This is a genomic window from Bacillus cereus group sp. BfR-BA-01380 (assembly GCF_022663535.1).
GTDB classification, from domain to species: domain Bacteria; phylum Bacillota; class Bacilli; order Bacillales; family Bacillaceae_G; genus Bacillus_A; species Bacillus_A cereus_BB.
Window position 1 is genome coordinate 67,121 of sequence record NZ_JAKUFS010000003.1, and the last position, 18,335, is coordinate 85,455.

Consider the following 18,335-nt stretch of genomic DNA (forward strand, 5'->3'; position numbering starts at 1 on the left):
TAACCATTATGAACCAAAGTTTACAAACAGCTTTTTCTTGTTCTTCCTTTCTTCTCTCCTATCCTGAACAAGGATGGAGAGAAGAACTTCCTCATTTACAGAGTGAGATTCAAACGATCAAACATGAGGAAATTCGCACTATCCTTACAACGTTTATCGAACAAGCAAAGCAAAAAACAGGTGATGAATTAATTCAATCATTTGTATATACATTTGATTTTGGCAAAAAAACAAATATGTATCTCACTTATATGAATACTGGTGAACAAAGAGAACGAGGAATTGAACTGCTAGAACTAAAACAACACTATCAAAAAGCAGGCTTCGCTGTAACAGATAAAGAACTGCCTGATTATTTACCACTTATGTTAGAATTTCTCGCAAATGCTGGTGAAGAAGATAGTGAGCTGACTATGAAAAAATATGAAAGCAATATCGAAGCATTGCATCAACAATTAAAAGACATAAACAGTATGCACGAACCAATTGTCCGCTGCATCCTTACTGCTATTCGTGCATGGCAGTATGAAATAAACTAGAAAGGAGTACGACAAAGATGATGGATCAATTTTTATGGGTACTCTTTCCATATATCATTTTAGTCATTTTCATTGGTGGACATATTTTTAGATACAACTACGATCAATTTGGTTGGACATCAAAATCTAGTGAACTATTAGAGAAGAAAATGCTCCGAATCGGAAGTTTACTATTTCATTTTGGTATTATGTTCGTAATTGGCGGGCATGTCATGGGAATTTTAATCCCCGAATCTGTCTACAGTTCTCTTGGCATTTCTGAACATACGTATCATATAATGGCAATCGGTTTCGGTCTTCCGGCAGGTATTGCTTCTGTAATCGGATTATTCATTTTAACGTATCGCCGCTTTACCGTAAAACGTATTATCGCAACAAGTACAACAGGAGACTACGTTGCTCTCATCTTGTTGCTCATCGTAATGCTTGCAGGACTTTCTTCTACATTTTTAAATATCGATTCAAACGGTTTCGATTATCGAACAACGATTGGCCCATGGTTCCGCAGCCTCTTTATTTTCCAACCTAAAGCGGAATATATGGCGGAGGTGCCAATTTGGTTCAAAATTCATGTCACTGCAGCTATGGGACTCTTTGCAACATGGCCATTTACAAGACTTGTTCATGTCTTTAGCGTACCAGTGAAATACTTACGACGCAGTTATATTATTTATCGGAAAAGAAAACCGGTAAAATTTTAATAAAAATAAAAAGTGTGCAACACCTTGATTGCACACTTTTTTATTCCTGCTCTATTTGCATTCGATACTGATTTCCCCAATCACGCATCATTATGATAATTGGAGTTAACGACTTTCCGAATTCGGTTAACGAGTATTCAACCTTCGGAGGCACTTCCTTATATACTTCACGATGAATCACACCATCAGCCTCTAGCTCTCGTAATTGTCTCGTTAACATCCGTTGTGTAATACCGGGCATCAATCGTAAAAATTGATTAAAGCGAATTTCTCCATTTATCAAATGAAATAGAATAACGCCTTTCCATTTCCCACCGATTACATCTAATGTGACTTCTACCGAACAACGACGTATATTCTCCTTCTCCATCTCATCACTCTCCATTAGTATACATTTTGATACTATATGTCAAAAATGTGCGTACTTATATCTATAATTATACTATAGTAAAATTCATTTTGTAATCAACTTACTAAGAGAAAGTAAATTATCAAAAGGTGGTTATTTCAATGAAAAATACAAAAGAAGAAATTTTAAAAGCATATCAGTTTAGACATGCATGCAAAGTATTTGATGTAAATAAAAAAATCTCTGATGAAGATTTTCATTTTATTCTAGAAACAGGTCGTCTTTCTCCAAGTTCATTTGGCTTTGAACCTTGGAAATTTGTCGTGATTCAAAATCAAGATATTCGCAAGAAGCTTCTACCGATAGCATGGGGAGCACAAAAACAATTACCAACAGCCAGCCATTTTGTTGTGATATTAGCTCGAAAAAAAGAAGATATGATGTATAACTCTTCTTATATTTCTAACTTCATGACAAACATCCAAAGACTTCCACAAGAAGCAGTGAATGTGAAAGGTGATTTTTATAAAACGTTCCAAGAATCCGATTTCAATTTATTAGAAAATAATCGTGCTATGTTTGACTGGGCTTCTAAACAAACATATATTGCTCTAGGTAATATGATGACTGCAGCTGCTCAAATCGGTATCGATTCTTGTCCTATGGAAGGCTTTCATCAAGAAAAAGTAGAATCACTTTTACGAGAAGAAGGAATTATTTCTGGAGATACATTCGGTGTCTCTTGTTTAGTGGCTTTCGGCTATCGATTAGAAGAACCACAACATGAAAAAACCCGTCAAACAATGGATATGGTTGTTGAATGGATCAATTAAAGTAAAGCTTCCATCAGTGGGGTTTTTTCATTCTCCACTGATGGAAGCTTTTGGAATCAGTAATAAGCCCCCCACTTCTAAAGAAACGGAGGGCTTACTTATAAAGTATTTTATGGAAATAAATAATCATTCTTTTACGAAAATCCTACTTCAGAATCTGTATTATCTGTTTTAGTAGCTGCTGGTAAAACGCTCTCGCAGCTACTACTTGAGTTACTACCCGTTTTACTGCTTGGGCTACTACTTAGGCCATTGCTTTGACTACTACTCGGAGTTCCCTGTAAAGTACCGGTCATCCCACTGCTACTCGGAGTTCCCTGTAAAGCACCAGTCATCCCACTGCTACTCGGAGTTCCCTGTAAAGCACCAGTCATCCCACCGCCACTGCTTGGGCTACTACCTGTTAGTCCAGTCCCCCGTGTAATCGTAGTTGTCACTGTATCCCCAGGGCGTAAGCAAACTTCATTTGTATTTCCGATCACGACGACAACATCCATACACGTTGGTCCTGTTGATCCTGTAAATGTTTTCGAAGCAACAAACGAAGTATCTCGCAAATTATCTCCTGTGAAAATATTCCCAGAATTATTGACAATAACAAATTCCTTAATACAAACCCCCATTTTTATACAACCTTTCCGTTATACTCCTGCTGTTAATGTGCCAGTTGGTAAAGGCGGAGTAAATTCAGTGGTTTGCGGTGTTATCGGCGGCGCTAACTTCCCATTTAAGAATGTCGCAACGCTTGATCCACCAGCACCACTAAATGCCTTCCTCGCAAAAAATGGAGAAAGATTGTAACAATTCCCCATATTGATTGCGCCTTTATTATTTATGATTTTGATTTTTCGAATAAGTGAATTCACCCTTGAACCACCTTTCTGAACAATATCTCCTGCTTTCTACACTGTATGCAAAAGAAAAAAACTTGAAACGGACGCGTTTCAAGTTTTCAAAAGAATTATTACATTTTAACAAATAGTAGAGTTTTACTTTACTTCTCCTTCATACTGCATCATGCCGCCAACCATGTTCAAGGTCTTATAACCTAGTTCATTTAAGTAATGACAAACATTTTCGCTGCGCATACCAGATCGGCAAATAAAAATATATTCATTTTCTTTATCAAAGAAGTCTACTTTATGCGGAATATCCCCCATTTTAATATGAACTGCTTCTGGAATTTTTCCGTATGCTACTTCTTCATCTTCACGCACATCTACTAAAAAGAGCGTTTCTCCTTTTTCTAAACGCTCTTGTACTTCTTCTGGCATAATTGTTTTTACTTCAGTCATGAACTCTCTCCTCCTTCTTTCTCCTCAATTTTAGCATGCACCACTGAGAAAACAAGTTATGTGTAAAAGCTACATCATACTTGAGATCTGCTGATTAAGAAATTGATTCACTTTCCCTGCAAATAAATGTGTCTCAAACACCCCTGCCATATGTCCGTATATACTTTCAATTTCATATACTTCTGCAAATTTCCCATTCTTTCGCAACAATTCAACCATCTTATAATTATAACGGGGAGGCTGCAGTAAATCTTGCTTACAAGGAATCATGAGGACGTTCGCTTCTACTTGCCGAAGCGCTTCCTCTAATGAAGGAAAACCATAAGCAATATCATGTAGTAAAGTTGCTTTTGCGGTGTACATCCATGAATTTGCATCAACAAAGGCGATATTCTGTAATGTAGCCTCGTTAATTGCTTTTTCAAATGAAGTTAATGTACAAAAATCTTGATACGGTGCAGATTCTGTACTATCCCGCGGAAATTTCGTTTCATAATAGTGGGCATCATATGCATTTATGAACATCATTTTCGCCGCTAAGTGCAATCCTTTTACGGGCTGCTGCTCCCCATAATTTCCCTCTTCCCAAGATGGGTCTAATTGAATTGCATCGATTGCATGCTGCAAAACATTAATAGACGTTACAACTGGATTTTGCGGATTTGTAATCACACCAATCATTCGTTCCATCATATGTGGATAATGAACGGCCCATTGCTGAGCAATCATGCCTCCAGCAGATGGACCAATGATCGTATGCAGCCTAGCAATCCCCATATCCTTTATTAATTCATACTGAATACGAGCCATATCGAGAAACGTGAAGACCGGAAAGTTCATTCCATACTCGGCATCTGTTTCCGGATTTATCGTTTTTGGTCCTGTTGTCACAACATAAGGATTTTTCACTTGTACATTACAAAGATTATCTGTACAAATAACAAAATATTTATTTGTATCAATTGCTTTTCCAGGTCCAATTAACTCATCCCACCAACCTGAAACTAAGTCTTGCTCTGTATACTTTCCTGCCGCATGACTCGTTGCACTAAAATAGTGACAAACTAAAATAGCATTTGATTTCTCACGGTTTAACGTACCGTATGTTTCATAGCCAATTTGGATTGGAATTGATGTACCGTTTTCAAATGTATATTTCTCTAGCCGAAATACTTGTTTTTGTACAAATACCATCTTTTCGCCCCCCTTATGTAACACTTCATTTCTACTCATAAATAATGAAGTGCGCTACTGAAGACTATTCAAAAAGGGAAACCACATTTCCTTTATTTGTTCAATTATTACTTTCTCTAAAACTCATACCACTATGTATCCAAAATTGCTTCCCTCACTATTCACGTTTCACTTTTTTACACACAAATATATGCATAATATATAAAAATTCCCACAGACTAAAGTTATCTTATTTGGGTAAAGAGGGAATACACATGTTTTTCAAATGGTTTCGCAAAAAAAAGCACAATAATGAGCAAGCAGAAAAGAACAATACGGGTACGAAAAAGAAACAAAATGAACAAACCAACAGCAAGCAAGTAGCGCAAAAGAAACAACAAACAAACCAACAACAAGCTCAAGCGAACAAACAACAGACAAACCAACAACAAGCTCAAGCGAACAAACAACAGACAAACCAACAGCAAGATCAAACGAACAAGCAGCAGACAAATCAACAACAAGCTCAAGCGAACAAACAACAGGCAAATCAACAGCAAGATCAAACGAACAAGCAGCAGACAAATCAACAGCAAGATCAAACGAACAAGCAGCAGACAAATCAACAGCAAGCTACAACGAATCAACAGTCTAAGCAAAGCCAAAACGACATTTTCGATTTTAGTAAGCCAGAGGACGAAACTGTTCATTCACTGCAAGAACTTCTGCAAAAATTACGAGAATCAAGCGATTTTGTTCACTATCATACTTCCGAAGATCCAGCTAAACCGTATTGGATTTCATATTTTCGTACGTCAATGGATGGTATGAGATTACAAAATTACTTAATGCCTGCTTTATTGCATCATACTGCGCCAACACTAGAAGAAATAAAGGCAATGGTCCCAATAAGCGGACTCATCATTACAAGTGACGTAAAAAAAATTGAAGAAATGGTCTTAAAAGGGCATGCTATCATTCAACTACAAGAGCATGATACGGAATGTCTACTTGCAAACATCGCAATTGAGAAATACAGATTACCTAGTATCCCATTAAACGAATCCACCGTTACTGGGTCGCAAGAAGGGTTTGTAGAGGATATCGATACAAACATTAACCTCGTTCGGAAACGGTTGCCAGTTCTTGAGTTAAAAACAAAAGAGTTGCTGGTTGGGGAATTCTCCAAAACGAAAATCGTTATGATGTATTTAAGTAATGTAGCAGAAGAAGAAAATGTTACATATTTAGAAGATACCTTAAACACAATACAATATGATCAAATTAATGATAGCTATTATATTGCCCATCTAATGGGCGATAAATCTATTTTTCCAACTTTTATTAGTACAGAACGTGCTGATCGTGTGAGCAGTGGGCTCGTTGACGGAAAAATTGCTATATTTGTCGATGGTGCACCAAATGTTTTATTAGCACCTGTATCTCTACTGGATTTCTTCATCTCTCCTGAGGATTACAGTGTGTCATCGTTTTATGCAACCTTTTCTCGCTTATTACGTTTTATAGCAATTATTTTTTCTATTTGCGCAACACCCTTATATGTGGCTATTCTTAGTTATCATTATGAATTAATTCCAAGTGATTTGCTGGAGACATTAATTTTATCGCGGGCACAAGTACCATTTCCGCCTATAATAGAGGCTATTTTTCTAGAGTTAGCCATTGATCTTCTTCGCGAGGCAGGGGCTCGTTTACCAATGAAGGTCGGACAAACGCTCGGTATTGTAGGCGGTATCGTGATTGGGCAAGCATCTGTACAAGCGGGATTAACAAGTAATATTTTGTTAATCATCGTCGCCTTATCTGCACTTGCATCATTTATTACACCCATTTATAAAATGGGCCATGCTGTTCGTGTACTTCGCTTTCCCTTTCTAATACTTGCAGAGTTATGGGGACTATTAGGAATTTCGCTAGGATTTATCTTTCTGTTAACGCGACTTTTTCGATTATCATCCCTTCGAAAGCCGTATGGTTTTTTTTATCCATTTCGGAAACAGTCAATAAAAGATTCGCTCATACAAATGCCCTTACCTAAAATAGATACACGCAATATCCAATCAAGGCCGCAACATGCGGGACGTTATGTAAAAGAAGTGTCTCAAAAACGTATGACAGATTTCGATGAGTAAAAAGCGAGGAGCGCATATGAGTACAGTTAAAATCAACTATCAAGTATCTCCCATTTTTGTTTTTTTCTTAGTCCATAGCGCGCAATTCGGTGTTGGTATTCTTGGGTTTGCACGTATAATTGCAAAAGCTGCCGGATACGATGCATGGATGGGTGTTGTTATTGCAGGTATCATCATTCATATTCTTATGTGGATGATATACCGTTTATTAGAAAGTGTAAACGGTAACCTAATTACATTACATCAACATATATTTGGCAAGTGGATAGGAAATGCCTTCAATCTAATCTTTATGGCCTATTTCTTTCTTGTCAGCGTCTCCGTTATGCGCACATATGTAGAAATTATTCAAGTTTGGATGTTCCCAACAGCAGCTACATGGAAGCTAACAATCTTTTTAGCAATACTTAGTTATTACATTATTTCATCTGGCTTTCGTGTTATGACTGGTATTTGTGTTCTTTCTGTCGTTGCTACATGCGGATATATCATGCTGCTACTTGTAGTCTTTAAATATGCAAATTTCGGAAACCTGCTTCCTATGTTCTCTCATTCTTTTGGGGATATTTTAAAAGCAACTCAAGCATCGACTTATACAATGATTAGTTTTGAAGTTATTTTGATGATGTATCCATTTATCAAAACGCCTGAGAAATCTCATAAGTTTGCACAATATGCTGTTTTATTTTCTAACTTTTTATATTTATTAAGTACAATCCTTGCTTTTTCATTTTTTAGCGAAAAACAATTGTCAAAAACAATTTGGTCGCAGCTATCTATCACGCAAGTCATTCATCTTCCTTTCATTGAGCGTCTAGAATATATTGCGATCTCGGGCTATGCACTCATTGTCATTACAAGTATTATCTTACCATTATGGGCTGCAACAAGAGGCTTATACGAAGTCTTTCATGTAAAACAAAAGTACATATTAATTTCTTTATTATTTATAACTGTCATCATTTCACAACTCCTAACCGAACGGCATGACATCAATAATTTTATTACTTATATCTCCAAAGCAAGCTTTTGGCTTGTTTTTGTGTACATCCCAATCTTATTTCTTATAATGTGGGTGAAAAAGAAATGGAAAACACGAAAAAGCAAGTAATACTCCTGTTTAGCTTATGTTTACTTTTTACAACAGCATGCGTCCCTAAAAATATCGTTGACGACATTAGCCTCATTCAAGGTGCTGTTTTCGATGTCGCTCCAAATACAGGTTCAAACCGTGAAAGATTACAAGTGACTTACGTTTGTCCGATTCAAAGAAAAGGGAATAAAGTACAAGTACTAAAAGGCTATGGAAATACAATTAAGCAAGTTAAAACAACAACATCTTTAGAATCTGGACAACCTCTTTCAAGCGGGCAAATACGCGTTACTCTTTTCACAGAAAAATTAGCTAAAAAAGGGCTCTCTAGTGTATTGGATACGCTTCTTCGCGATGTAAATATCGGAAACTTAGTATATGTTGGTATCCTTGAGGGAGGCGGAAATGACGAAGGTGAAAAACTTTTATCAGGCAAATATAATACTGCTTCGAACGTAGCAATCTACCTCAAAAAGATGTTAGAACATAATATGAAATCAGGTGTCGTACCAAACGATAATTTACACTTGCAAAGTTTTCGCTATTATCGTGACGGACAAGATACGTATATGCCTATATTAAAAAAGAAAAAGAAAAGCATTAAAATTACAAGTATGGCTCTTTTCAAACAAGATACATATGTCGGAAAAGTAGAAGAAAAAGATATGTTTCTTTTTAAAACGCTACTTGATAAAAGTCAAATGGACACACATGAGTTTAAAACAAAATTAGGCTATACGATCATTAACAATATTCGTTCTTCTCCTTCTTATCGTGTATATATAAAGGACGGAAAGCCTTCCTTTGTTATTCACGTAAAAATGGCAGCGCGTATTCAAGAGATTTCGAAACATACGAACTTAGAAAATAAAAAAAATGTAGAAAAAATACGAAAAGACATTGAAAAGAACTTGAATGCAGACGGAGCAAAATTAGTAAAAAAACTTCAATCTCTAGGTGCAGACCCACTTGCTTTAGGTGCTACATTTAGGCAGCACTACAAACCGTTTAAATTAAAAGAATGGCGAAAAATGTACAAAGACGTTCCGGTAAAAGTACAATATACGGTTGATATTACAAATTCAGGAGTTATTGAGTAAAATGTTTGATCCTCTTCCCTAAATCAAAGCAGGAAAGAGGATCAAACGCAAAATGGCTTTTCATATTTCATTTTATTCCATATACTCAAAGTTAAGAATTATAAACGAGGTGGCACCGTGTCTAAAAAATTAATAAAGCCTATGTTACATATCATTCTCTTTTGTACTGTCTTTTTATTTGCTCATACATATGTAAAAAATGCTCCCTTTACACGTTATCTCCTTGTGACAGTACCGATACTTATCATTGGAATGTTTGGAATAGATATCGCGCTATCCTTAACAGAAAAAAAAGAATAGCATTTGTAAAAGTAGAATGTACACTGCCCTAACCTAAATCATGTTACAATAACAATCGGAAAAGAACGAGAAAGGATGAAACAACATGACAAACGAAAAAGGTTTAGATAAAGGTTACGAACTTGTTGCGAAAATGCATGAAGTATTCGGTCACCCTGTTGCGGATGCACCGGCAAAATTAACAGAAGAGCGTGCAAAAATTCGTGCAAGCTTCATGCAAGAAGAACTAGAAGAGTTCTTAGAAGCAAACACAGTAGAAGATCAATATGATGCATTAATTGACTTAATTTACTTTGCATTTGGAACGTTTGCAGAAATGGGTGTACGTCCTGATAAAGGATTTGAGATTGTAAACAATGCAAACATGGCAAAATTATTCCCAGACGGTAAACCACGCTTCCGCGAAGGTGACGGCAAAATTTTAAAACCTGAAGGATGGGAAGCACCAGAACCACAACTTCGCGCAGAAATTGAACGTCAGCGACAAGAGGCACTTGAAAAAGTAGGAAAATAACAACGAAATCATGTCATATGTTGTCGAAGAGTCTTTATGTTGTGTCGAACCGCCGATATATGATGAGAAACGGTCGATATATTCTAAAAAGCGCCGATATATTGATACTTTGGAAAGGAGCCATCTACAGATGGCTCCTTCTACGTTATTTCTTCTTCGGTGCTGTCGTTTGACTTTGTTTTCCTTTAGAGAAATTAGATGAATCATCAAAGTTTGGCTGTCTTTTTCCAGCATTATTGCTTCTTCCTTTACCCATATGTAACACCCCCTTCTTCTTTATCATTCCCAAATAAAAAATCTCCTTGCATTGAAGGAGATTTCTTTACATATATATAGTTGGTTAATCTTACATTTTGTTAGCCTTGATGCGGCATGCCGCCATAATGCTGAACATGATGATAACCATGGTGATGAGGATGATAGATAACATGTTGATAGCCATGGTGATGATAAGGATAATGATGATGTGGATGTGGATGGTATCCTACATGATGATAACCATAAGGATAGCCTCCATGTGGATGATATCCTACTTGCGTTGTAGGGAATCCACCCATACCATACGGACTAATCATTTGTCGTTGATCATTAAAATTCATTTCGTTCACCTCTTCCTCACAATTTAATGTGTCGTCGATGTTATCATATTGCAAAAAGAAAAATAGGTGTTTGTCTCTTCTAAAATTGAGCTCTTCTATCCCATATAAAACATAAAAAAAGCACCTAAAAAGGTGCTTTTTTTCATTAATTCGCTACGATATTGACAAGTTTTCCAGGAACAACAATTACTTTACGAACTGTTTTCCCTTCAATTTGTTCTTTAATTGCTTGGGTAGCAAGTTGTTCCATTTCTTCTTTTGATGCGTCTTTTTTCATTGTTAGCTTCGCACGTACTTTACCCATGATCTGAACAACGATTTCAACTTCATCTTCTACAAGTTTAGACTCATCAAATGTTGGCCAACTTACATATGAAACTGTTTCGTTATATCCAAGCTTGTTCCAAAGTTCTTCCGCAACGTGCGGTGCAACTGGCGCTAACATTTTCACGAAACCTTCTACATATTCTTTCGGAAGTGTTTCTGCTTTATATGCATCGTTAATGAATACCATCATTTGAGAAATTGCAGTGTTAAAGCGAAGCTCTTCATAGTCTTCTGTTACTTTCTTCACTGTTTGGTGATATACTTTTTCAAGATTTTTGTTTGGTGCATCTGTAATTTTCTCGCTTAGTTCACCGTTATCTTGAACAAATAGACGCCATACACGATCTAAGAAACGACGAGCTCCATCAAGGCCATTTTCAGACCAAGCAATTGAAGCATCTAATGGTCCCATAAACATTTCGTATAGACGAAGTGTATCTGCACCGTGGCTTGCTACGATATCATCCGGATTTACAACGTTACCTTTTGATTTACTCATTTTCTCGTTGTTTTCTCCTAAAATCATACCTTGGTTAAATAGTTGTTGGAACGGCTCTTTCGTTGGAACCACACCGATATCATATAATACTTTATGCCAGAAGCGTGCATATAGTAAATGAAGTACCGCATGCTCTGCACCGCCGATATAAATATCAACTGGAAGCCATTGTTTTACTTTTTCAGGATCTACAAGTGCTTCGCTATTATTTGGATCGATGTAGCGTAGGTAATACCAGCAGCTACCTGCCCATTGCGGCATTGTATTTGTCTCGCGGCGACCTTTCTTACCAGTCTCAGGATCGACAACATTTACCCACTCTTCAATGTTCGCAAGTGGTGATTCACCTGTACCAGATGGACGAATGTTCTCTGTTTTCGGAAGAACTAATGGTAATTCTTCATCTTTCACAGCTGTCATTGTGCCATCTTCCCAATGGATAACTGGAATTGGCTCACCCCAGTAACGTTGACGGCTGAATAACCAGTCACGAAGACGATATGTTACTTTTTGATTTCCTGCACTTGTTACTTCAAGCCATTCAATCATTTTCACAATTGCTGCTTCTTTATTTAATCCATCTAGGAATGCAGAGTTAATGTGTGCACCATCACCTGTATGTGCTTCTTTCGTAATGTCTCCGCCTTCTACAACTTCTTTCATAGGAAGCTCAAATGTTTTCGCAAACTCATAATCACGCTCATCGTGAGCTGGAACTGCCATTACTGCACCTGTTCCATAGCTTGCAAGTACATAGTCAGCGATCCAGATTGGTAATTTCTCACCGTTTACTGGGTTAATCGCATAAGCACCTGTGAACACACCTGTTTTTTCTTTCGCAAGTTCTGTACGCTCTAAATCACTTTTCGCTTTTACAGAGTCAATGTAAGCTTCTACTGCTTCTTTTTGCTCTGCTGTTGTAATTTCGGCTACAAGTGCATGTTCTGGAGCAAGTACACAGTACGTTGCACCGAATAATGTATCCGGACGTGTTGTAAATACAGTAAATTTCTCATCTGTACCGTTGATAGCGAAGTGAACTTCAGCCCCTTCAGAACGACCAATCCAGTTGCGCTGCATATCTTTTAAGCTCTCTGGCCAATCAAGTTCATCTAAGTCTTCTAGCAGGCGATCTGCATAAGCTGTAATTTTCAGCATCCATTGTCTCATTGGACGACGCTCAACAGGATGTCCGCCGCGCTCACTCACGCCATCGATTACTTCTTCGTTCGCAAGTACAGTACCAAGTGCTGGGCACCAGTTTACAGGGATTTCATCTACGTAAGCTAATCCTTTTTCAAATAGCTGTAAGAAGATCCATTGTGTCCATTTGTAGTAGTTTGGATCTGTTGTATTTACTTCACGGTCCCAATCGTAAGAGAAGCCTAATGCTTTAATTTGATTACGGAACGTGTTAATGTTTTTCTCTGTAAATTCTGCTGGGCTATTTCCAGTATCAAGTGCATATTGCTCAGCCGGAAGACCGAACGCATCCCATCCCATTGGATGAAGAACGTTGTATCCTTGCGCACGTTTCATACGAGATAAAATGTCCGTTGCTGTATATCCTTCTGGATGTCCTACGTGTAGCCCTGCACCTGATGGATATGGGAACATATCTAGTGCGTAAAATTTTGGTTTGTCTGTTTCATCTGGCGTACGGAATGTTTTGTTTTCTTCCCAATACGCTTGCCACTTCTTTTCAACTTCTTGATGATTGAAGCTCATGAAATACCCTCCATTCAAATTTTCTATATTTTTTCACCGTCAAAAATACAAAAAACCCCTCATCCCAGAAAAGGGACGAGAGGTTATAGATTCCCGCGGTACCACCCTAAATTAATGTAATAAAGGATGTTCAAAACGTCCGGTAAAGATAGCTATCGCATTTCTTCGTTACGTTGCCAGTCCGGTACTCATGTAGTCGCTCTACACTCCGTGTCCTCCTGGCTTCCGCGCCTCGAACTGCTCTGCTCTCTTTATCCTCCTTTTTGAACAAGCATTAATATACATTCGCTTAGATCCGTAACGTGGATAAACGGCAATTGCTACTTTGTTTCACAACTGCAACTCAAAGGCGAGTTCATAACGAAACGTGGATTGACTTGCACCGACCGTCAACTCTCTAAACCAGCTTCTATTACTACTACTCCTTCTCACTGTTATTACATATGAGTTATTTAAAGTATATTCTAAAACAAGTTACATGTTCCGTCAAACTAAACTGCAATTTTTTCGTCTACTGTTTCTTCAACATGTACTTTCTTATCATACACACTCGTTGCGATAATAGCTACTACAAGCATGACCATAATCGCTATAAACAATACTTCCATATTATATAAATCTACAATTGCGCCGCCAACAACCGGTCCAAACATTTTCCCAACAGTTGCTGCACTATTTACAACACCTTGATAGAAACCGATCTTATCCTTTGGTGAAAGAATATTCGCAATCGTTGGCACAGCTGGCCAGACAAATAATTCACCAATTGTTAATGTCACCATTGCGACAAGGAACATTGTAAATTGCTGCGCTTGACTTAACACGATAAACGACACTGCGAAAATACCAATTCCAATCATAATTTGTTGTTTTAAAGAACGTTTCATCGCGCGAATAATCATACTTATTAATGGCTGTGCACAAACAATCATAGCTCCGTTGATCGTCCATAATAAACTATAATGACGAAGACTAATATTCAGCTCCTGCATGTGCGTCGCAATCGCTCCTTGCCACTGTACATACGTAACCCAGCATAAAGCATATGCTACACATACAATAAGAAGCGCCTTGAATTCCAGTGTAAGTGACCAACCATTTTTCGTTTTTTCTTTTACTGCTACACGTTTCTCTTTCTTATCTTCCATACCACGGAATCCAATAAAAGCGATTAAGAAGAAAATAAAGTATAAAATAAAGTTCGCTAAGAAAATATAATCGAAGCGATAAGAAGCAACTAAACCACCGCACGCCGTCCCAACAGCGATCCCAACATTTTGTCCAACATACATCGCATTAAATGCTCTTCGGCCGCCTTCTGGCCAAACCGATCCGACCATCGCATACATCGCCGGAAAGACCATTCCAGAACCAAATCCAATTAACGCAAGCCATACAATATAAAATGGCCAGCCATGGAAAAATACAAGACCTAAAATTGATAATAATGTAATTACAATTCCAACTAAAATGGACTTATATCCGCCCCATTTATCAAATAAAACACCGCCGAGTAAATTACCAATTACTCCTGTTAACGAGTTAATCATTAATACCATTCCAGCCACAGATAATGATTTTCCTAAATGATCATGTAAATAAATCGTATTAAAAGGCCATAAAAAAGAAGCACCCGTGACATTAATAATCATCCCGGCTACTAATAGCCATACTTTTCTTGGCATAATTCCCCCTCCTATTCTATTTTTTCGTTCCTATATAACAGTAAAATTGTAGTCGTTTTTAAATAAGAAGGCAACTGATTAATAGTTAGTGAAATTCAGATAATGAGATGTAAACTATATAAATACAAATTAAAAAACTGACATAAAACCCTTTTCTTTTTAGATGGGCGAGAGCGTCTGGCCATGCGTAGAAGCGGTCAGGACCTTTTCCTGCCACATGCGATGGTTTAAAATAAAGGGAAAATGCAAGTAGCGGTCATGGTGTATTCTGCACGGCAGTGACTTATATGTCGAAAAATTAAAATGAATATATATAAAACCCACCTCTACATAAAGAGGTGGATTTCCTTTCACAATTTACAGTATTTGGAGAATACACTGAAGTTTCTTCCCCCTTATAAATCACGTGATTTAAATGTACGAATCGCTATAAAAATAGCTGCTAACACATATAAAACAGCATAAACAATCATCATGTTACTCGGTGTTGAAACACTCCCGAACAATCCTTGTGAGGCTATTGATAAAGGATTGTCTGATGAATCAAATAAATAGATTGTCATTTTGCGATACATCGTATCAATTGGGAATAAAAGACTTGCGATTATACCCATGTTTACAAGTGCTGTCTTTTGCGCCAATATACCGATTTGCTCAACAAATCCGCCAATAAATCCAGTGCCGTATAAAATAATTAACACAATGCCAGCATTTAATGTTGCCATACGCGTGCTTAGTAATATCGCGATGCTAATTAAAATAACGGGCTGTAGCAAGAACAAAGCCAATGCTTTTATAATCTGCGTGGCCGTGAAATCTAAATGAAACGTGCTGCCTCCCATTGTTTGATGGATGAGAACGATACTTATAAATAGGAAAGCCGCATACGCAATCAGTAAGCAACATAAGCCAATCCATTTCCCCATTAAAAATGAAAAGCGTGAAATTGGCCTCGTTAACCACGTATCAATTTGGTGACTTTCAATTTCATTTGCAATACTGCCAACACTACTTAAAATAGCTAACAACGCAGTAATAAACGAAGAAAAGTATAACCCAATTCCAAGAAGTTGTGTAGAAAAGAAACTCTTACTCATAAAGTCTTGAGCTGCCGAAAGACCGTTAGATTCGTTTGGAATGATTTCACCGACAGCATAATGAATGGCCACTCCATAAAATATTAAAAAGGCAAAAGTCATACATAACGTAATGGTAAAAATACGCTTTAACAAAATTTCTTTAAATGATAATTTGGCGATTGTCCACATGCTGCGTCCCCTCTTTCTTATTTACCCAGTACATAAACACATCTTCCAAATGCGGGTGAACCGGATTTAACTGATACACAGGAATGTGTAGTGATACAAATACTTCTAACAATCTAGGAATGTCATCTTCTTGTTGCAGCGTTATAATCCAACGTTTACGGTTTTGCTGTTCTTCTATCTTCCTTACGTTTTTAATAAACGGAGGCAGTTGTTTGAAGAATAATTCGCTCTTTTCACCAAGTGTTACTTCAACTTCTGTTTGAATCATCATCAATGAGCGCCAATCTCCTTGTACGATTAACTCTCCCTTATTAATAATCGCGACGTGATCACATACATGTTCAATTTCATTTAATAGATGACTGTTTAAAAATACGGTCTTCCCTTGGTCCCGAAGCTCTTCCATTAAATGACGCACTTCTTTTCGCCCGATTGGATCAAGCGCGGATGTTGGTTCATCTAAAAAAATCAATTCCGGATCAGAAAGCAGGGCACAAGCCAGTCCGATACGTTGCTGCATTCCTTTTGAATAACCGCGAATTTTTTCTTTTTCCCTTCCCTTTAGACCTACTTTTTCAATAACCTCATTCATTTTTGCTTTCCTCTCTCGAAAAGGAAGATCGCATAATTTCGCATGCGTTTCAAGTAACTGCCAACCAGTCAGCCAATCAGGATAGCGAAATAGTTCAGGTAAATAGCCAATGCGCCGTTTTGATTCAATTGTCCCAATCGGTTGTCCTAACATTTGTGCTGTTCCAGAATCCGCATGAATCAATCCAAGCATCGTTCGCACAAACGTACTTTTCCCTGCACCGTTAGGACCTATAAATCCGAATACAGTACCGCGCGGAACGTCTAATGAAATGTTGCGGATACCGCCTTTCCCGTTATATTGTTTTGTTAAGTTCTTTGTTTGAATAATCCAGTCTTCGTTCATGTTTTACCTCCGCTCTATACAGGAATAGAGCCGCTCCTTTTCCCGGAGCCGCTCTTGTTCAATCATTATTTTAATTCATTTGCCAGTTTCATAAGATCACTTGTATTCATATCTTTCTCCTGCTCTTTATGTTGCTCAATCATATGCATTTTCCCATCTTTCTCCCAAATCAACACATTTTCATATTCAGCACTATATAACACGGCCTTTGCTCCTTGAACCTTTGTCTCTGATGCTTTTGCATCTTTTGCCATATAAGGAATCGGCAATGTATGTGTCCAATCTTGAATACCCGCTAGTTGTGTTTTCACATTCCCAGGAATAATCGGAAGCTCTAAAACTGTTTTTTGTAATTTCGCAACATCTACACCTTCTGGAACAGAAATTTTTGGTGCATCAATTACATTATAAGAAAAATGGCCAGATTTTTGATTCCCGTCAGCTTCTATTTGTGTACGTACTGATTCCGGAACTGTGATCGAAAATTGCTTACCATTCAAAGTACTTTCAAACTGCGTATTGCTTTGTAATTGTTTCAACAATTTATTTGCTTTTTCTGTATCGAGTTCAAATTGCATAATAAATGACGGGTTCGCATCCACATTCGTTACACGGTATCCATTTGGCACTTTTGGAACAGCATATCCAGCTTCTCTTGCTTGCTGTTCCGACTGAAAATGAGCATCTTTTTTGCTTCCATTATCTTTGATTCCTATTTTACCAATTCCTTTAATAGACTTCTCTCCTTCTTCCGTTTTAGAGATCCATCCTTCCATTTCACGTAAGTCCGAATCGGTAAGTTGAACGAGCTGCACATCCTTTACTCGAAAAATCGATAACAAGTTACTTGCTCCTGCTCGTACTTCTGGAACTGTTAAAGACACACACACAATTGCCGCTGCTGCCGCCCCGGTAATCCAACGTTTAGATGATTTCTTCATATTCTTCCATCTTCCCTTCTTTTTAATTTCCTCACTGTTTGTTTCTTTTGTCTTATGATTTTGTATATTTTGTTCAAAGGTGTTCCAAGCTCGATCAACATCGATATCAATTTCTTCACTAACGTTTGTGAACTCATCATCCACTACAACTTCTACCCATTGATTAAGCTTGCTTACTTCTTCTAACGCCTTTTGACATGCTTTACATTGATCAAGATGCTGAATATATTGCTTTCTTTCATCACGGTTTAACTCTCCATCTAAGTACGCCTGAATAAATCCAATATCTTGGCATTTCATT

The 18,335-nt window shown here is 37.5% G+C and carries 18 protein-coding genes, 1 pseudogene and 1 other annotated feature; of the genes and pseudogenes, 8 read left to right on the forward strand and 11 right to left on the reverse strand.

Annotated features, from left to right (window positions below; all coding sequences use genetic code 11):
- Positions 1–8 precede the first annotated feature (8 nt).
- Both narJ and narI read left to right on the forward strand, forming a co-directional pair.
- A complete protein-coding gene (gene narJ, locus MR076_RS03665) occupies positions 9–539 on the forward strand; it encodes a nitrate reductase molybdenum cofactor assembly chaperone (protein ID WP_242217725.1) in 531 nt (176 codons plus the stop codon).
- Between the two features lie 17 nt (positions 540–556).
- Positions 557–1,240, forward strand: a complete 684-nt coding sequence (gene narI, locus MR076_RS03670) for a respiratory nitrate reductase subunit gamma (RefSeq protein WP_242217729.1) — start codon at positions 557–559, stop codon at positions 1,238–1,240.
- Positions 1,241–1,280: 40 nt separating this feature from the next.
- Here narI and MR076_RS03675 read toward each other — a convergent pair whose 3' ends face one another.
- Positions 1,281–1,610 carry a winged helix-turn-helix transcriptional regulator gene (locus tag MR076_RS03675; RefSeq protein WP_242217732.1) on the reverse strand — a complete coding sequence of 110 codons (330 nt, stop codon included), beginning with the start codon at positions 1,608–1,610 and terminating at the stop codon, positions 1,281–1,283.
- A gap of 140 nt (positions 1,611–1,750) precedes the next feature.
- On the opposite strand from MR076_RS03675, the gene MR076_RS03680 reads away from it, so the two are divergent.
- The gene (locus MR076_RS03680) at positions 1,751–2,422 is read left to right on the forward strand and encodes an NAD(P)H-dependent oxidoreductase (RefSeq protein WP_242217739.1); all 672 of its coding nucleotides are present in this window, start codon (positions 1,751–1,753) and stop codon (positions 2,420–2,422) included.
- 308 nt (positions 2,423–2,730) lie between these two features.
- Here the strand turns inward: MR076_RS03680 and MR076_RS03685 are convergent.
- The 4 genes and pseudogenes from MR076_RS03685 to MR076_RS03700 all read right to left on the reverse strand — a co-directional run.
- Positions 2,731–3,045 (reverse strand): annotated as a pseudogene (locus MR076_RS03685) (hypothetical protein); the annotation flags it as partial.
- An 18-nt stretch (positions 3,046–3,063) separates the two neighbouring features.
- Positions 3,064–3,288: a spore germination protein gene (locus MR076_RS03690; RefSeq protein ID WP_242217747.1), complete on the reverse strand. Its 225-nt coding sequence runs from the start codon at positions 3,286–3,288 to the stop codon at positions 3,064–3,066.
- A gap of 123 nt (positions 3,289–3,411) precedes the next feature.
- Positions 3,412–3,717, reverse strand: a complete 306-nt coding sequence (locus tag MR076_RS03695; RefSeq protein ID WP_020060269.1) for a rhodanese-like domain-containing protein — start codon at positions 3,715–3,717, stop codon at positions 3,412–3,414.
- Between the two features lie 69 nt (positions 3,718–3,786).
- Positions 3,787–4,911 carry a homoserine O-acetyltransferase family protein gene (locus MR076_RS03700; protein WP_242217750.1) on the reverse strand — a complete coding sequence of 375 codons (1,125 nt, stop codon included), beginning with the start codon at positions 4,909–4,911 and terminating at the stop codon, positions 3,787–3,789.
- A 254-nt stretch (positions 4,912–5,165) separates the two neighbouring features.
- Here MR076_RS03700 and MR076_RS03705 point away from each other — a divergent pair, with 254 nt between their 5' ends.
- The 5 genes from MR076_RS03705 (at position 5,166) to MR076_RS03725 (ending at position 10,050) form a co-directional block, all read left to right on the forward strand.
- Positions 5,166–7,043 (forward strand): spore germination protein, encoded by a 1,878-nt coding sequence (locus tag MR076_RS03705; RefSeq protein WP_242217752.1) that lies wholly within the window; start codon positions 5,166–5,168, stop codon positions 7,041–7,043.
- A gap of 16 nt (positions 7,044–7,059) precedes the next feature.
- Positions 7,060–8,154, forward strand: a complete 1,095-nt coding sequence (locus tag MR076_RS03710; protein WP_242217753.1) for a GerAB/ArcD/ProY family transporter — start codon at positions 7,060–7,062, stop codon at positions 8,152–8,154.
- Positions 8,130–9,236, forward strand: a complete 1,107-nt coding sequence (locus MR076_RS03715; protein ID WP_242217755.1) for a Ger(x)C family spore germination protein — start codon at positions 8,130–8,132, stop codon at positions 9,234–9,236. The genes MR076_RS03710 and MR076_RS03715 overlap by 25 nt, the downstream gene beginning before the upstream one ends.
- Positions 9,237–9,353: 117 nt before the next feature.
- Entirely contained in the window at positions 9,354–9,536 is a 183-nt protein-coding gene (locus tag MR076_RS03720; RefSeq protein ID WP_242217757.1) for a hypothetical protein, read from the forward strand.
- Positions 9,537–9,621: 85 nt separating this feature from the next.
- Positions 9,622–10,050 carry a pyrophosphohydrolase domain-containing protein gene (locus tag MR076_RS03725; RefSeq protein WP_242217759.1) on the forward strand — a complete coding sequence of 143 codons (429 nt, stop codon included), beginning with the start codon at positions 9,622–9,624 and terminating at the stop codon, positions 10,048–10,050.
- A gap of 356 nt (positions 10,051–10,406) precedes the next feature.
- On the opposite strand, the gene MR076_RS03730 is transcribed toward MR076_RS03725, so the two are convergent.
- From MR076_RS03730 to MR076_RS03755, 6 genes are all read right to left on the reverse strand, one after another.
- Positions 10,407–10,649, reverse strand: coding sequence for a hypothetical protein (locus MR076_RS03730; RefSeq protein ID WP_242217761.1), 243 nt, complete (start codon positions 10,647–10,649; stop codon positions 10,407–10,409).
- Positions 10,650–10,794: 145 nt separating this feature from the next.
- Complete coding sequence (gene leuS, locus MR076_RS03735) at positions 10,795–13,203, reverse strand: leucine--tRNA ligase (RefSeq protein ID WP_242217764.1); 2,409 nt, start codon at positions 13,201–13,203, stop codon at positions 10,795–10,797.
- A gap of 68 nt (positions 13,204–13,271) precedes the next feature.
- Positions 13,272–13,644 (reverse strand) — a binding site (T-box leader).
- Positions 13,645–13,694: 50 nt separating this feature from the next.
- Positions 13,695–14,888 (reverse strand): MDR family MFS transporter, encoded by a 1,194-nt coding sequence (locus tag MR076_RS03740; RefSeq protein ID WP_242217765.1) that lies wholly within the window; start codon positions 14,886–14,888, stop codon positions 13,695–13,697.
- Positions 14,889–15,283: 395 nt separating this feature from the next.
- Complete coding sequence (locus MR076_RS03745; RefSeq protein WP_242217767.1) at positions 15,284–16,156, reverse strand: ABC transporter permease subunit; 873 nt, start codon at positions 16,154–16,156, stop codon at positions 15,284–15,286.
- Positions 16,128–17,093, reverse strand: coding sequence for an ABC transporter ATP-binding protein (locus MR076_RS03750; protein ID WP_242217768.1), 966 nt, complete (start codon positions 17,091–17,093; stop codon positions 16,128–16,130). The genes MR076_RS03745 and MR076_RS03750 overlap by 29 nt, the downstream gene beginning before the upstream one ends.
- Before the next feature lie 65 nt (positions 17,094–17,158).
- Positions 17,159–18,334, reverse strand: coding sequence for an anti-sigma factor family protein (locus MR076_RS03755; protein ID WP_242217771.1), 1,176 nt, complete (start codon positions 18,332–18,334; stop codon positions 17,159–17,161).
- Position 18,335: the final 1 nt, after the last annotated feature.

Coding starts and splice junctions, on each gene's coding strand:
- MR076_RS03680 (WP_242217739.1), top strand. CDS start 1,751: ATGAAAAATACAAAAGAAGAAATTTTAAAAGCATATCAGTTTAGACAT.
- MR076_RS03695 (WP_020060269.1), bottom strand. CDS start 3,717: ATGACTGAAGTAAAAACAATTATGCCAGAAGAAGTACAAGAGCGTTTA.
- MR076_RS03675 (WP_242217732.1), bottom strand. CDS start 1,610: ATGGAGAAGGAGAATATACGTCGTTGTTCGGTAGAAGTCACATTAGAT.
- narJ (WP_242217725.1), top strand. CDS start 9: ATGAACCAAAGTTTACAAACAGCTTTTTCTTGTTCTTCCTTTCTTCTC.
- narI (WP_242217729.1), top strand. CDS start 557: ATGATGGATCAATTTTTATGGGTACTCTTTCCATATATCATTTTAGTC.
- leuS (WP_242217764.1), bottom strand. CDS start 13,203: ATGAGCTTCAATCATCAAGAAGTTGAAAAGAAGTGGCAAGCGTATTGG.
- MR076_RS03725 (WP_242217759.1), top strand. CDS start 9,622: ATGACAAACGAAAAAGGTTTAGATAAAGGTTACGAACTTGTTGCGAAA.
- MR076_RS03745 (WP_242217767.1), bottom strand. CDS start 16,156: ATGTGGACAATCGCCAAATTATCATTTAAAGAAATTTTGTTAAAGCGT.
- MR076_RS03715 (WP_242217755.1), top strand. CDS start 8,130: ATGGAAAACACGAAAAAGCAAGTAATACTCCTGTTTAGCTTATGTTTA.
- MR076_RS03705 (WP_242217752.1), top strand. CDS start 5,166: ATGTTTTTCAAATGGTTTCGCAAAAAAAAGCACAATAATGAGCAAGCA.
- MR076_RS03710 (WP_242217753.1), top strand. CDS start 7,060: ATGAGTACAGTTAAAATCAACTATCAAGTATCTCCCATTTTTGTTTTT.
- MR076_RS03730 (WP_242217761.1), bottom strand. CDS start 10,649: ATGAATTTTAATGATCAACGACAAATGATTAGTCCGTATGGTATGGGT.
- MR076_RS03750 (WP_242217768.1), bottom strand. CDS start 17,093: ATGAACGAAGACTGGATTATTCAAACAAAGAACTTAACAAAACAATAT.
- MR076_RS03700 (WP_242217750.1), bottom strand. CDS start 4,911: ATGGTATTTGTACAAAAACAAGTATTTCGGCTAGAGAAATATACATTT.
- MR076_RS03755 (WP_242217771.1), bottom strand. CDS start 18,334: ATGAAATGCCAAGATATTGGATTTATTCAGGCGTACTTAGATGGAGAG.
- MR076_RS03740 (WP_242217765.1), bottom strand. CDS start 14,888: ATGCCAAGAAAAGTATGGCTATTAGTAGCCGGGATGATTATTAATGTC.